General features: G+C 64.7%; 12 protein-coding genes and 1 pseudogene. 7 read left to right on the plus strand and 6 right to left on the minus strand.

Going from position 1 to position 13,474, the window contains the following annotated elements; translation table 11 throughout:
* The first annotated feature begins 40 nt into the window (after positions 1-40).
* Genes mhpA through RND64_RS11620 form a run of 3 tightly spaced genes read left to right on the plus strand, consistent with a single transcriptional unit; the run spans position 41 to position 3,514 of the window.
* On the plus strand, positions 41-1,603 hold the full coding sequence (mhpA, locus tag RND64_RS11610; RefSeq protein WP_049701023.1) for a bifunctional 3-(3-hydroxy-phenyl)propionate/3-hydroxycinnamic acid hydroxylase MhpA: 1,563 nt from the start codon (positions 41-43) through the stop codon (positions 1,601-1,603).
* Positions 1,604-1,613: 10 nt separating this feature from the next.
* Positions 1,614-2,480 (plus strand): alpha/beta fold hydrolase, encoded by an 867-nt coding sequence (locus RND64_RS11615; protein ID WP_049701024.1) that lies wholly within the window; start codon positions 1,614-1,616, stop codon positions 2,478-2,480.
* Positions 2,477-3,514, plus strand: a complete 1,038-nt coding sequence (locus tag RND64_RS11620; RefSeq protein WP_270482884.1) for a VOC family protein — start codon at positions 2,477-2,479, stop codon at positions 3,512-3,514. Before RND64_RS11615 ends, RND64_RS11620 begins: the two co-directional genes overlap by 4 nt.
* Positions 3,515-3,592: 78 nt before the next feature.
* Here the strand turns inward: RND64_RS11620 and RND64_RS11625 are convergent, their stop codons facing one another.
* The gene (locus tag RND64_RS11625) at positions 3,593-4,501 is read right to left on the minus strand and encodes an NAD(P)-dependent oxidoreductase (protein ID WP_049701025.1); all 909 of its coding nucleotides are present in this window, start codon (positions 4,499-4,501) and stop codon (positions 3,593-3,595) included.
* 108 nt (positions 4,502-4,609) lie between these two features.
* Here RND64_RS11625 and RND64_RS11630 point away from each other — a divergent pair, with 108 nt between their 5' ends.
* Entirely contained in the window at positions 4,610-4,936 is a 327-nt protein-coding gene (locus tag RND64_RS11630) for a winged helix-turn-helix transcriptional regulator (protein ID WP_049701026.1), read from the plus strand.
* Between the two features lie 72 nt (positions 4,937-5,008).
* Here RND64_RS11630 and RND64_RS11635 read toward each other — a convergent pair whose 3' ends face one another.
* The gene (locus RND64_RS11635) at positions 5,009-5,470 is read right to left on the minus strand and encodes a hypothetical protein (protein ID WP_049701027.1); all 462 of its coding nucleotides are present in this window, start codon (positions 5,468-5,470) and stop codon (positions 5,009-5,011) included.
* Positions 5,471-5,520: 50 nt separating this feature from the next.
* Here RND64_RS11635 and RND64_RS11640 point away from each other — a divergent pair.
* A pseudogene (locus RND64_RS11640) lies at positions 5,521-5,736 on the plus strand (hypothetical protein); the annotation flags it as partial.
* A gap of 17 nt (positions 5,737-5,753) precedes the next feature.
* Here RND64_RS11640 and RND64_RS11645 read toward each other — a convergent pair.
* Positions 5,754-6,194 carry an anthrone oxygenase family protein gene (locus RND64_RS11645; RefSeq protein WP_235434489.1) on the minus strand — a complete coding sequence of 147 codons (441 nt, stop codon included), beginning with the start codon at positions 6,192-6,194 and terminating at the stop codon, positions 5,754-5,756.
* Between the two features lie 81 nt (positions 6,195-6,275).
* Here RND64_RS11645 and RND64_RS11650 point away from each other — a divergent pair, with 81 nt between their 5' ends.
* Positions 6,276-7,196, plus strand: coding sequence for an AraC family transcriptional regulator (locus tag RND64_RS11650; RefSeq protein ID WP_235434490.1), 921 nt, complete (start codon positions 6,276-6,278; stop codon positions 7,194-7,196).
* Positions 7,197-7,689: 493 nt separating this feature from the next.
* Here the strand turns inward: RND64_RS11650 and RND64_RS11655 are convergent, their stop codons facing one another.
* From RND64_RS11655 to RND64_RS11665, 3 genes are all read right to left on the minus strand, one after another.
* Positions 7,690-8,025: a phosphorylase family protein gene (locus tag RND64_RS11655; protein ID WP_200903302.1), complete on the minus strand. Its 336-nt coding sequence runs from the start codon at positions 8,023-8,025 to the stop codon at positions 7,690-7,692.
* 146 nt (positions 8,026-8,171) lie between these two features.
* Positions 8,172-8,531, minus strand: a complete 360-nt coding sequence (locus tag RND64_RS11660; protein WP_160318062.1) for a phosphorylase family protein — start codon at positions 8,529-8,531, stop codon at positions 8,172-8,174.
* 8 nt (positions 8,532-8,539) lie between these two features.
* The gene (locus RND64_RS11665; RefSeq protein WP_270482891.1) at positions 8,540-12,766 is read right to left on the minus strand and encodes an Ig-like domain-containing protein; all 4,227 of its coding nucleotides are present in this window, start codon (positions 12,764-12,766) and stop codon (positions 8,540-8,542) included.
* A gap of 104 nt (positions 12,767-12,870) precedes the next feature.
* On the opposite strand from RND64_RS11665, the gene RND64_RS11670 reads away from it, so the two are divergent.
* A complete protein-coding gene (locus RND64_RS11670) occupies positions 12,871-13,425 on the plus strand; it encodes a GntR family transcriptional regulator (RefSeq protein WP_083444501.1) in 555 nt (184 codons plus the stop codon).
* Positions 13,426-13,474: the final 49 nt, after the last annotated feature.

The following is a 13,474-nucleotide window of genomic DNA, read 5'->3' on the forward strand; positions in this document are numbered from 1 at the left end:
ATCTCGCCCTGGTGGCGAGGTCAGGCTCTAGGAGACTTCCGTGTCCGACATTCCGCACTACGACGTGGCGATCATCGGCTATGGCCCCACCGGGGTAACCGCAGCCAACCTCCTTGGTCGACAGGGACTGAATGTGGTTGTGCTCGAACGTGATCCAGACGTCTACAGTCGCGCCCGCGCAATATCGACAGACGAGGAGGTCATGCGTATCTGGCAGCAGGTTGGCCTGGCCGATACCCTGCAGCGCGACATGCTGCCCGGCGGCGTCGTCGCATTCGTCGACGCCGAGGGCAAGCCGTTCTCGGAGGTACAGCCGACATCACGAGGCGCCGGTCATCCACCGCAGCAGTTCATCTACCAACCTGCCGTCGACACGACGCTGCGCGCAGGGGTGGAACGGTTTGCCAACGTCACGGTGCTGACGAGGCACGAGAGCCTCAAGGTGCTCAGCGGCGCCGACGACGTCGAGATCCTGGCCGCCGACCTTGCCGACGACAGCTTCGTGCGGATTCGCGCGTCGTACGTGATCGCCGCCGATGGGGGGTCGTCGGCGACACGGGGACAGCTGGGGATCGGGTATCAGGGCACGACCTACACCGAGCGATGGGTCGTCATCGACACCAAGGTGCTCCGCGACTGGGAAGGTAGCTCGCGCTTACGTTTTCATTGCGACCCGGCGCGTCCCACCGTTGACTGTCCGACGCCGCTCGAGCATCACAGGTGGGAGTTCCCGGTCCGCGACGGCGAAGACGAGGAGTATCTTGCTACGCACCAAGCTATTTGGGCCATTTTGAACAGTCAGGGCATCACCGAGGAGAACGTCGAGATCCTCCGCGCGGTCGTCTACAGCCACCATGTGCGGGTGGCCGACCGTTGGCGTGTGGGCCGGGTGTTCCTGGCAGGCGACGCCGCGCACGCGATGCCGCCATGGATCGGGCAGGGGATGGCGTCGGGCGTACGCGACGCTGCCAACCTGTGCTGGAAACTTGCCGCAGTCGTCGACGGAAGTCTTCCGGAGTCAGCACTCGACAGCTATCAGGTCGAACGTGAGCCCCACGTGCGCGAGACAACCGATCATGCCGTATTCGCCGGCAAGGTGATCACCGAACGTCGCCCATGGGCGGCAAGCGTGCGCAACAACGTCTTTCGGTTCGTATCCAAGTTCTCCATCTACACGCGCTGGATGGTGGACAACAAGTGGATCCCGAATGCCCACTATTCCGACGGGCTCTTCAGCGAGCAGACCCACCCCGCCCGAGGGTGGCAGATCCCTCAGCCGTGGGTGCTTGACGAGCACGGAACCCGAGTTCGCCTCGACGACGTGCTCGACGGTCGCTGGGTAGTGCTCGGTCTCGACGAACGCGACCACACGGCGTGGCACTCGCGCGGCGTCGAAGTGCTGAGAGTACTGCCGGCTGGTGCACGGCCCGCCCCCGACGCCGTCGTCGACGCCGACAGCTCACTGCTGACGTGGTTCAGCACGCACCACGCTTCGGCGGTTGCACTACGCCCCGACGGCTTCGTCTACTGCGCTGCCGACTCCGGACACACCCTCCCAACACCGCCCGCAGGATTGCGTGCGGCGACCGCCACCTCACGATGAAGGAAACCTGATGTTGGCCCCTCACAATGCATCCCACACCGTCACAGTCAATGGCGATACCGAGATCTTCTACACCGAGATCGGTACCGGCGACCCGGTCGTTCTGCTACACGGAGGCGGACCAGGTGCCTCCGGTATGTCGAACTACGCCCGCAACGTCGACGCCTTGGCCAGCAGATTCCGAGTCATCGTGCCCGACCTGCCCGGCTACGGTCGTAGCAGCAAGAACCTCGAGCAGACCGACCCGTTCGGCGCGCTTGCCGACGCGATCCGCGCCCTACTCGATCACCTCGGACTCGACACCGCCCACCTGGTGGGCAACTCGTACGGGGGCGCCTGCGCCCTGCGGCTTGCCCTGGACACCCCACACCGCGTCGACCGGCTGGTGCTCATGGGACCGGGCGGGATCGGCACCACGCGCGGGGCGCCCACCAAGGGACTCAACGCACTTCTCGGCTACTACACCGGCACCGGGCCCAGCCGCGACAAGCTCGAAACCTTCGTCCGCACCTACCTCGTCTACGACGCCGAGGCAGTACCGGATAGCGCAATCGAGGAGCGTTATCAGGCCTCGATCGACCCCGACGTCGTCGCACATCCACCGCTGCGACGTCCCTCGGGTCTCGGTGCGCTCAAAACCCTGTGGCGCATGGACTTCACCCGCGACTCGCGCCTCGAAACACTCCCGAACCGCACGTTGGTCATCTGGGGCCAGAACGACAAGGTCAACCGGCCGGCCGGGGGACAGATGCTGGTCGACGCCATGCCCAACGCCGACCTGCTGATGCCGGCGCGAACCGGCCACTGGGTTCAGTGGGAACGAGCCGACCTGTTCAACCGGGTTGTGGCCGACTTCCTCGACGGCACCTACGCATGAGCGGCCCGATGTTGAGCGCCTCGACGACCATCGCACCGTCGGTGTTCGGGAACGTACACCTCGGCTACATCGTCATCGAAAGCCAAAAGTTCAGTGAGTGGCGACGATTCGGCAAAGACGCCATCGGAATGCACCTCGATGAGTTGTCGCCAGACGTGATTCGGTTCCGGCTCGACGATCACCAAGCACGGTTCATCGTCGTGCGCGGACCCGCCGAAGACGTCGTCGCCCTCGGATGGGAACTCGACAATCACGAGGCATTCGACCAGATCGTTGGTCGTGTCGCCGGCCGTGGTGTGCCGACCGTGGTCGGCACCGACGAAGATGCCGCCATTCGCGGAGTGGAACGGCTGATCCGGTTTCCCGGTCCCAACGGTCTGGCCCAGGAAGTCTTCACCCGTGCGCGAGTGACCGACGCACCACTGGCGATGACCAACCAACACGGATTCGTCACCGGCACATCAGGAATGGGGCACGTGGCGATCACGTCTACCAAACCGCAGCAGATGCGCGGCTACTACAACACCGTCTTCGACGCCCGGCTCACCGACTACATCGACGAGACGATCAGCGGCGCCAAACTCAAGATCCGATTCCTCCGGGTGAACGAGCGTCATCACTCGATCGCCATCGCCAATGTCCGTGCCCTGCCGATCAATCCGATCCGGACTCGAGTTCAACACCTCAACATCGAGGTCGCATCACTCGACGACATGACCCAGGCCTATCAGCGGGTCAAGCAACTCGGCTTCGACATGGCGCTCTCCGTCGGCCAGCACACCAACGACAAAGAGCTCTCGTTCTACGCACAGACCCCGTCCGGCTTCGAATGGGAGGTCGGCTGGAACCCGATCACCGTCGACGAAAAGACGTGGGAACCGACGACCCACAAGGGGATCAGCATCTGGGGGCACACACCAGAAGGCCACACGATCATCGACAAACTCGACCAGTTCCGCCGCGGCGCGCTCTCGCTGCGCCACGAGGAGGACACCGTCTTGGCGCTCTCCGGGATGGGCATCCCCGACAACTGACCGCGAGAACGTGCGACGCCTCGTCACGTCACAGCGGGCTCACGCGCGCCAGCACTGCGCCGGCGGTGGAGTCGGCCATCATGCAGGTGCAGCTGGGTCGGTGCGAAGCAGTTCGACCACCCGGGACCATCCATCGGCGCCGTATCCCTCCTCGACCGCCCGCGTGGCGAGGTCATGCATCAGACGTGGCAGCCGGGCATCGAGTCCCGCCTCGACGCTGGAGTCGACGATATGCCTCAGGGCCGCCGCCTCCATGGCGATGTTTTCCTCGGTTCCTGGATACTCTCCGGCGTCGACGTCGGCCGCAAGTCCCAGGAAGGTAGCGGGCAGGATGTCCAGCATTTCGATGGCCATCGGGACGAAGCTCGACGCGGTATGCCCGGCGGAGGTGACCAGCGCAGCCGCGTGCAGGAACGCGGTCATCCCGCTGAAGAAGATCTCCAGCATGCCGGTGTCGAGTATGGACGCCGTTGCGGGGTCGTCCCCGACGAACGTCGATCGCGGTGCGACTACCTCCAGTTCGCTCCGATACCGTTCGAGGAGGTCGCGGCGTCCGCTGTAGAGGATGAGGGCTTCCGGCGTCCCGATCACTGGGGTGGGCACCAGGATCGCGCCGATCAGGACGTCGATGCCGCGCTCATCTGCCCATCGTTGGGTCGTGCGCGCCTCATGCGGTGTCGACGAGGCGAGGACCACGACGACTCTCCCGCCGAACACCTCGCCGGGCAGTGAGCCGAGCACCTCGCGGGTCGCTTCATGGTCTCGCAAGCATGTGATGACGAGGCGGGCGCTGCTCACGGCCGACGCCAGATCGTCGGCCACGGTTGCACCGGCTTCAGCCATTCGCTCCGACGCCGACCGGGTGCGATTCCACACCGTTGTCGGCACATCAGCGGTGAGAAATGCTTGTGCGAGTGCAGATCCCATCGGTCCGAGACCGATCATCGTCACCCCGGCGCTGCGGTGTGCTGCTTCGTTCTGTGTCATAGGTCTATCGTCGACAGAACAGTTGACGGCGACAAGTACCCACTATTTTGTGGCGTACTTACCTGGAGGTGGGTGTGGAGTGCACCTGCCCGACGAAAGGTGCATCCCATGGCGGGCTTTCTCTGCGGACTCGACGCCGCCGTCGCGGTGGTAGGCGGCAAGTGGAAACCGTTGATCCTGTGGGCGCTGAGCGTGCAGCCGCGACGCACCGGCGAACTGCGCCGTGAGCTCGACGGTGTGTCGGAAAAGGTTCTCACCCAACAACTCCGCGAACTCGAACGCGACGGCATCGTCCATCGTGAGGTCTACAAAGAGGTTCCGCCGCGCGTGATCTACAGCCTGACGCGCAAGGGTGTGGCGCTTGACAAGGCACTCGCACCCCTGGGCGACTGGGGTGAGGAGCACCTGGCCGACATCATCGCAGTCCGGCAATGACGACTCGCACAGGATTCACCACCCGTGACCTCGCGTCGGCCGATCGCGCACTTCTGCGAGAGTCGGTTTGTGTCAAGGGATCTCGATGGTTTGAGCGCGGTGGATCTCGTCGACGGCCCGCACCAGGTACGGCACGTGATCAACCGCGGCATCCGTCGCCATCTCCGCGGCGACCAGCATGGCCGCACCGATGATGGCGGCGAGCGGAATGGCTGCTGCGGCAGCGTCGTCACCACGACGTTCGGAAACACCCAAGGCGCCGATGAGCACCGCTACCACGGAGTCTGGTGGGACCGATACATCCCACTGTGCTGCAGTGTCGACGGTACGGGTGAGGACATCGGACACGTCGTCGCCGCTCACACCGTCCTGGAAGGACGTCTCGAGTAGCTCACGGATTACATAGGCGTGCACGGCGCGGGCCGCATCACCGTGCTTCTCGAGTTGCGCGACAGCGTCGTCGAAATGCTCCCGGTCGTGGCTGCGCACTGCGCTGATACCCTGGTCGCTCGCTGTGGCGATCTCGTGGGCCATCGGCGACCATTGAGCGGGGAATCTCTGGTTTCGAGCCACTGCGAGGTCTCCTGTCTCGTCTGCTGGCGTTCGCGCAGCACGGACACATCACCTACGGCTCAGACTGGCCATTCGCACCCGCTGTCGCTGGCGCCTACTTCGCCGCGAACCTCGAGGACTACCCAGACCTCGACGCCGCGCAGTGCGACGCGATCGAGTGGGCCAACGCGGCACAGATGTTCCCGTGGCGGCCGTTCGTCGCGTATTCAGACTCGGTGGTCACCTGAACCGACTCGACCGATTCTCAGCGAAACGCGGCGACGCCCATCCCGATTGCGCCGAGCACTGAGAGCCAGGTGCGCACGGCGTTCCACGTCCCCCAGGTCTTGGCGAACGTGGACCAGTCCACCGTTCCAGCGGCAAGCCGTTGGTTGAGGGGCACGTTGATCGCCACCGTCGTCACGAACGCTACGACGATGAGCACCGCACCGATCACCCCGGCAAGTCCGCGAACGTCACGAGGACCGAATGCAACGATCCCGACCACGACGGCCACCGCCAGCACCGGCGCGAGGAAGAAGACCGCGAGGAATGGTGGACGCTCGACAGCGGAGTTCATCCTGCGCATCGCGTCAGCGCCGTCGACTCCGCTCAGGGCCGCAATCACCGTGGCGTAGGCGAAGTAGAAACCCGCGAGTACCGCGCTGCAGAGCACGGCCGACCCGATCAGCAATTTCATTGTCATGGTTACAAGCATCGGTCGACTCTTTGGCGTTATCCATGCCGAAATGGCTGATATTCATACGCGAACGTCTAATCTGAGGTCGTGGACCCTCTGTTCAGGATGTTGTCGGGGCTTCGGGCACAGGGCCTGTTCTCACTGCGGCTGTCCATGAGCGCACCGTGGTCGGTCGACATCGACGACGGCGCTCCACTCACCGTGATCGCTGTCGACCGCGGGTCGGCGTGGCTCGTCCGACCGGAAGAGGAAGCGCTTCTGACCGCGGGGCAGGTCGCGTTGGTTGCGCACGGGCCGCGCTACGTGGTCGCCGACGAACCCGACCGCGCCCCGACCGTTCGAATTGTGGAGGGCGGCAAGTGCATTGCGCTCCACGAGTCAATGCAGTCTGCGGTACACCGAGGTCTGCTGACGTGGGGCAATCACAGCGACGGAGCCGACCAACTCCTCGTCGGAACCTATGCGTCGGCATCCCAGGTCGGACGACACCTCACCGAGCAGTTGCCCGACTTCACGGTGCTACCGCCGGGCAGCGTCGACGAAACGACACGCGCTCTGTTGCGTCAGGAACTCGCCGACGCGAAACCGGGACACAGCTTCGTCATCGACCGCCTGCTCGACGTTGTGGTGGCCTCCGCCATTCGCGCTGCGGGACCCTTGGCTGGACCGGGGTGGTTGTCCGGCACACTCGATCCGACGGTTGCCGGCGCACTCGATCTCATCCATGAGTCGCCCGAGAAGCCTTGGACCGTAACAGCACTCGCCGCTGCGCTACACGTTTCCAGATCCGGCTTGGCGGCCAAGTTTCGTGACAGCGTGGGGGAGACGCCCGCGAGATACCTCACGCGCTGGCGGATGACCCTGGCTGCCGACGCACTCGTCGGATCCGACGACGGCCTCGAGACGATTGCCCGGCGGATCGGCTACGGGTCAGCGTTCTCGTTCAGCAACGCGTTCAAGACGATGCACGGGACGAGCCCGTCGCACTACCGCCGCGAGCGTCGATGAGGGTGGCGAGAAGATCTGTGCCGCTTCGAAAGTGGTGACGCGTCGTCGTGAGTCACGCGCGGGCGGCCCTCGAGACCGCACCTCATCTGTGACGGTTTACCTTCTGCACTGCCGAAGGTGCCGAGCGACAGATGAGGTGCGGATTCGCTCATCGCGCACCAGGGTTGGCGTACGGCGGTGGCCCGGCGCCGCCGCGGCTTACGGCACGGCGGCAAAACGCCCAGCCAGGAACGGCGTCGAATCAACGAGTGAGGCCTGCATTGTGCTGTCATGAGTGGTGGGGTATCCGTGGAAGTTCACCGTGGCGCCCGACGCTCTCATGTCTTTCACCAGCGACGCGGGTCCACGACTGTGCTTGCCCTGACACCGTTGATCGGTCAACGGTAACTCCGGCACAGTCCGTGTGCCCGTGCGACATGATCGGGTGAACACGCACGAGCCGAGCACCCGTCACGCTCCGCCGGCCGCGCCACCACTCTGCTTGCGGCGTCGATCAGATGGCGGCTGAGGCGATGACGTCCGCCGCTGTCGCGGCAGCGTTCGTCGCGGCCAGCTGTTGGTAGACAAGGAAACTCACTGGAAAGCCGGGAAGGTGATTCGGGTCGCCAGGACCATCGGAGACCCCGCGTAGGCCGACGAAAGGTATGGCGTGCGCCGCCGCAACCCCGGACACGGCAGCCGTCTCCATGTCGGAGGTGAGATAGCCCGAACCCGAATCGACGTCGGCGAACAGGGTTGCGAGTACACGGGGATCGGTACGGGCAAGCGTGTCGACGTCGCGACGAGTGTCCTCACGGTCTGCGAACGAGCATGGCCTGCAACCGGTCACGGAGCCACTACCGGGTACACACGGAAACGTGAATCCTTGATATGGGTCACTGCTGAGCCCCTTACCGCCGACTACCACCCGCGGTTCTCGGTGCAGATCGATCGGCGGCACCCAGGGCAGCTTGCGTCCGCATGGAGCCAGCGGATTCATGCCGTCGGTGACGGGTTCAGGTGGGGGTGTGCGGCCCGCGCGGCAGCCAGCAGTGAGGGATCCGCGGGAAGTGCCCGTCCTGTGCGAGTGAGGTACCACGTTGCCGGAACCGCGACATCGCCGATGCCCGCCGGCGGTGAACCACCTGCCGTGCCGGAGAACACGATCCGGGCGATCCGAAGGCCGTGCCGCGAGCAGGTGAGGTCTGCAAACGATGCGTTGGCGGCGTGGGTGGCATTGACGATGCCGACCCCTGTCATCACTGCGACGATCGGCTTGCCCCGGATCTCCGTCCGGTAATAGGTGACTCCGTCATCGAGCGGACTCACCCTCAACGACGAGTAGTACTGTGTCACAGAGCCGTTCACACAGCGACGGGTGCGGGCTCGACAATCGTTCCCTCGATGACGACCGTCGCAGTCGTCGCGGCACCCACGCCGTCGGTCACGGTGATCGTAAATGAGTCGTCCTGGATCAGCCCTGCCGCATCGCTAATATAGATCCATTTACCGGTCGCGCGGTCGATCACGACTGTGCCGTGCTCAGGTGCCGCGGCGACCGCGTAGGACAGGGTGTCGCTTTCGGCGTCGCGAGCCACGACGTCACCGGTGACCTGGCCCCGGTTGATGAACCCGATCCGCTGATTGACCGCGTCCGTGTAAACCAGGCTGCCTGTCTGCGGGTCGACGACCATCTCCTGGGGAGCATCCGAGACGGAGACGGAACCGACCACATCGGGGGAGGTAGTATCGATGATCAGAATCCGATCACGGACCGCGACATAAAGGTACTTGCCGTCTGCGCTGAGTGCCTGCGCGCTCGGCGCGCCACCGACGGGGATGTGGTCGTCGCTGCCGTTCTCGAGATCGGTGACCCACACCCAGCCGTCGCCGTCGCGGGCGGTCAGGGTGTACGCGGTCGTGCCGTCAGGGCTGATAACCGGTGAAGTGGGTGAACGTCCGACGCCGACAGAAGTGATCGCACCTGACTCGGTGTCGACCATCAACAACCGGTCGGCAAGGTTATCGGTGACGTACAGAGTTTTCCCGTCTGAACTCAGAACCGGGTCCACCGGCCGGACGCCGAGGTCGAGGGTGCGCACCACCAGCATGGTCTCGGTGTCGACGACGGTCAGCGTCGCCGCCTCGGAGTCCGTCAGGTACAGACTGCGTCCGTCGGACGACAATGCCATTCCGTCGGGGTGCCCGCCGACATCGAACGTCGTGGGATTGGCGGCCGAGTCGTACACGGTGAGGGTTCCTGCCGAGGTAGAGGCTGTGTACACCCTCGACACAGAGGGGCCGATCGCGACGACATCTGGCGTGGTGTCGGCCGGAAACGGTGATTGCGACGCCGACAGCGTGGTGGCATCCGTCGCAGAGACCGCGCGCAGCGTTCCGTCCACCGGGTCGGCGACCAGGATCAAACCGCGAACCTCTCCATTCCGACTGAAGGGCTGCGTCACCGCGATGTCCGACGGCGCGCCTTCCACCATAGAGCTAGATCGCGGGATCTCGCTGTCGCCCTGTGAGACATCGACGACGTCCGGCGCCGTATTGACCGGATCATTCCAGGCCGTGACGACGGTCGACACACTCCCGCCGCGTCCGTCGGAGGTCACCACAGTGAAGGGATCGGGTTGGGATTCGGTGACACCCGAAAGTGCAAGCTGATGTCCATAGAGAGCCGAACGGTGATAGGTGAGGATGTAGGTGCCAGGCTGAGTCGTCGACGGTGTCACCAGCACCCAGCCGTGGTCGGGCGGGTCGGTGACCGTGACGGTCAACGCGTCGGCGTCGACATCGTTGGTCACCAGTGTCCAGTCCGACGTCCGCCCCGTCCCGCCCGGATCTCCCCTCAGGCTCACGGTTGGTGACGTGTTGCCGACGGTCACCGGAATCGTCTTCGACCCACCGTGTCCGTCGGTGATGGTGACACCCGCGACGTCGACGTCACGCACTCCGGCGTGCGATCCCGTGTAGGTGAATTCGCCTGTCGCGGAGTTGATCGTCATGGTTCCCTGTGCGGGAAGGTAGTTCGCCTCGTAGGTGAGGGTGTCGCCGTCAGCGTCGCTGCCGACGACGCGACCGGTCTCGGTCACCGGCCCGACGACGATGATGTCTCCCGACATGTTCGACACATAGAGTTCCCGCCCATCCGGGCTCAGTGCGATATCGTTCGCGGGGCTATTACCCGTCGGGATCGTGGCCACCGTCCGGCCCGTGGTCACATCGGTCACGGTGACCGTCTTCGACCCGAGGATGTACAGGTACCGTCCATCGGGACTGACGTCGACGGCGATCGGATCGGCCGCCGGCACGGAGCCGATCCGGTTCAGGGTCGCCGCATCGACCTGCACCACCTTGTCCGCGCCGGCATCGGCGACGAAGAAGCTTGTGCCGTCCGGGTCGACGGCCACGCCTCGGGGATCGACGAAATCACCTGCCGCGCCGAGGACTTCGCCGGTAGCGGCGTTGACGGCAGCCACCGCCTTCCACTTACCAGACGTCACGACGTACAACGTCGAACCATCCGGGCTGACATCGATGTCCTCCATGTCGTCGAGTCCGACCAGCAGATAGTTCGCCGGCGATTGACTATCCGTGCCTAACACCCATATGACAGGGGAGTCCTCGAGGACATAGAGCTTCTCGCCATCGGGACTGATCACGAGACCCTTGTAGGGTTCGACGGCGTCCGGCGTGGTGAAGGAGTCTCGGACACTCCCGGCCGGCGTCATCTGGGTGATCTGCCCGTAGTTCGTGAAATACAGTGTCGAGCCATCGGGGCTGACCGCCACCGCATTGACTCCTTGCTTGCTGCGGGTTACCGTGCGGGTGGACGTCGTCCGGGAGCCGAGTTCGTAGGTGCCGGTGGGAGCGTGGTTCACCGGGACGACAACCACGGGTGCGGTGACACTGACGACGATCGGGCGGCCGGCAGTCGACTGAGTCACGCCGAAGACAACGGTGTCCTGCAGCGGCTCGGTCGCACCCGATACGGCAAGGGCATGTGCGACAACCGGATCCGGAGTGTATGTCCACGTGCCGTCGGGATTGCGCGCCACACTCCCGTACTCGGGCTCGGTCAGCACGGTAACCGGCGCTTCTGAGTCGCCGAGCACCAGCGTGCTGCTTCCGTCCTCGGTGACAACGACCTCGGTCGGTGTGGCCACCGCCGGCGGATACACCGCGACCTGCACCGGCGTGGCGGCACCGTGTCCGTCAGAGACCTCGACGGTGAAAGCATCGAGGACGAGGTCGTCGGTTGTCGAGGTATAGGTCCACGACCCGGTTTTCCCGTCGATCATCACCGTGCCGTAGACGGGTTGCCCGGTAATCGCATAGGTGAGCGAGTCCCCGTCGTCGTCGTGACCGGTGACCTGTCCGGTCGCGGAACCGCCAGCCGTTGTGAAGTCGCCCGACTGGGCGGCGGGTGGTGTGTTGGTGGATGCGATCGGCACGGTGACCGTCGCCGGAGCCGGCCGCGGGGTTCGGGAGAACAGGTGCAGATGCCGCCCGTTACTTCGATCATCGTCACTGACCAACACGGTGAAGGTGTCGACTGCGGCTGACTCCGGTTGCACTGCAATGGCATGCGCGTACTCGGGATCAGGTGTGTAGGTGTAGCTGCCGTTCGCCTGGACGACGAGCGTCCCGTGATCCGGCCCGTCGATGACGGTGTACGTCACGAGGTCACCGTCCGCGTCCTGGGCGCCCAATGAACCGGTCACCACGCCGTCGTCCGTCGACGTCGTCGGACCGGGGGACACGCTCGGATAGGAGTTCAGATAGCGGCGGGTGATCTGCTGCCAGGACGCCCAGAGGACGGCCAGGGCCGGTTGGGCCGCCGCGGCACCCGCGTGGTTGGGATCGAACCCGAGGATCCTGAACAGTGCCGAGACAACCCTGGACGCGACGGTGCCCGCGGTCGATGCCGGGGTCGGGACCTGCATTGCACTGATTGAACCGACCGACCCGGCGGCGGCAGCGTCAACTGATGTCGCCGACACCTCAACTGACATCGCGGGTTTCATCGGATCAGCCGACGTCACCTGCGAGGTTCGTGGCGATGCCGTCGGTGACCGGGTCGGCTCGACGGGCTCAGGCGACCGGGCCGAAGGTGCGTGGAGATCGTCAGCCGAGTGTTCCACGACGGATCGCTGTGATGCGTTCTCCGAAGCCGATTCATCGACAGCGGCCGGGACGGCAGCATCTTCATTCGCAGTGCCCTCATCGGCCTTGGCCGACGGCGTCGTGTTACCCGCTGCAGGTTCGGTGACGGAATCCTCGGAGCCCACCGGCGCGCCGACGGCAGGTGCATCATCGGATGTGCTGCCTTTCGCGTCGATGTCACCCACCGCCGCTGTTCCGCCCTCGGCTTCTGAATCCTTCGTGACGGGGTGATCCGTGTCGGGGTCGACTGCGGGTTGGGATGTCGCGGGGCTGGGACTCTCGTCGACAGACTCCGATGTGGCCGACGACGGCGGAACGAGATCATCGGCCGACGCCACACCGACGACCCCGAATCCTCCCCATGTGATGGCCCCGATGATTCCCGCAGACGCGGCAATCACACGAGTCCGCTTCATCGATCGCATTGCCCGGCCACCATTCATGGCGTGTCGCCTCACCTTCGTCCAGTCGATGTCGCGCGTTGCTTGATCAACGATGGTGGTGACGCTATGACGGCGCAGTGAAGCCGGATAGCCCCAGATTTCTGGGGCACTCGCCGAGCAGGGCCTGCTGCAGGCCAACCCCCAAACGTGGTTTCAGCACGCTGCCGCTGTCTGTCGATGACTTGGTCGAACTCACTCGCGCTCGGATCGTCATTGAGTCCTCGACACTGCGCGAGTCCATCGCCGTCGGCGACCTGTCGTGGGAGGGTTCGGTCGTCGCAGCTCATCACAGGCTGGCGGCCACTCCGATGTACAACGACGACAACACAATCAACGATGACTTCGCGAATGTTCACCGGGCATTTCACGTCGCACCGCTCGCCGGGAGCGGCAACAGTCACCTCGAGGGTTTCGCATCCTCGCTGCGAGACCGCTCCGAGCTGTACCAATACTGGTCGCGCTATCTCGGCGATGGCCCCAATCGCGACGTCGCCTGCGAGCACCGCGAGCTCGCCGATCTCACAGTGGCTCGCAAGACATCTTCTGCCGCTGACGCATTGGAGCGCCACATTCAGCGCACTACCGATTTCCTTATCGAATACATCCGCACCCACAGTCTTGAAGAGCGCTAGCCGGACTCCGGCGGCACTTATGCCCCTGAGGTCCGCCGCCTTTTCCCGC

It is taken from the genome of Gordonia sp. w5E2 (assembly GCF_036540975.1).
In the GTDB taxonomy this organism is placed as follows: Bacteria; Actinomycetota; Actinomycetes; order Mycobacteriales; family Mycobacteriaceae; genus Gordonia; species Gordonia jacobaea.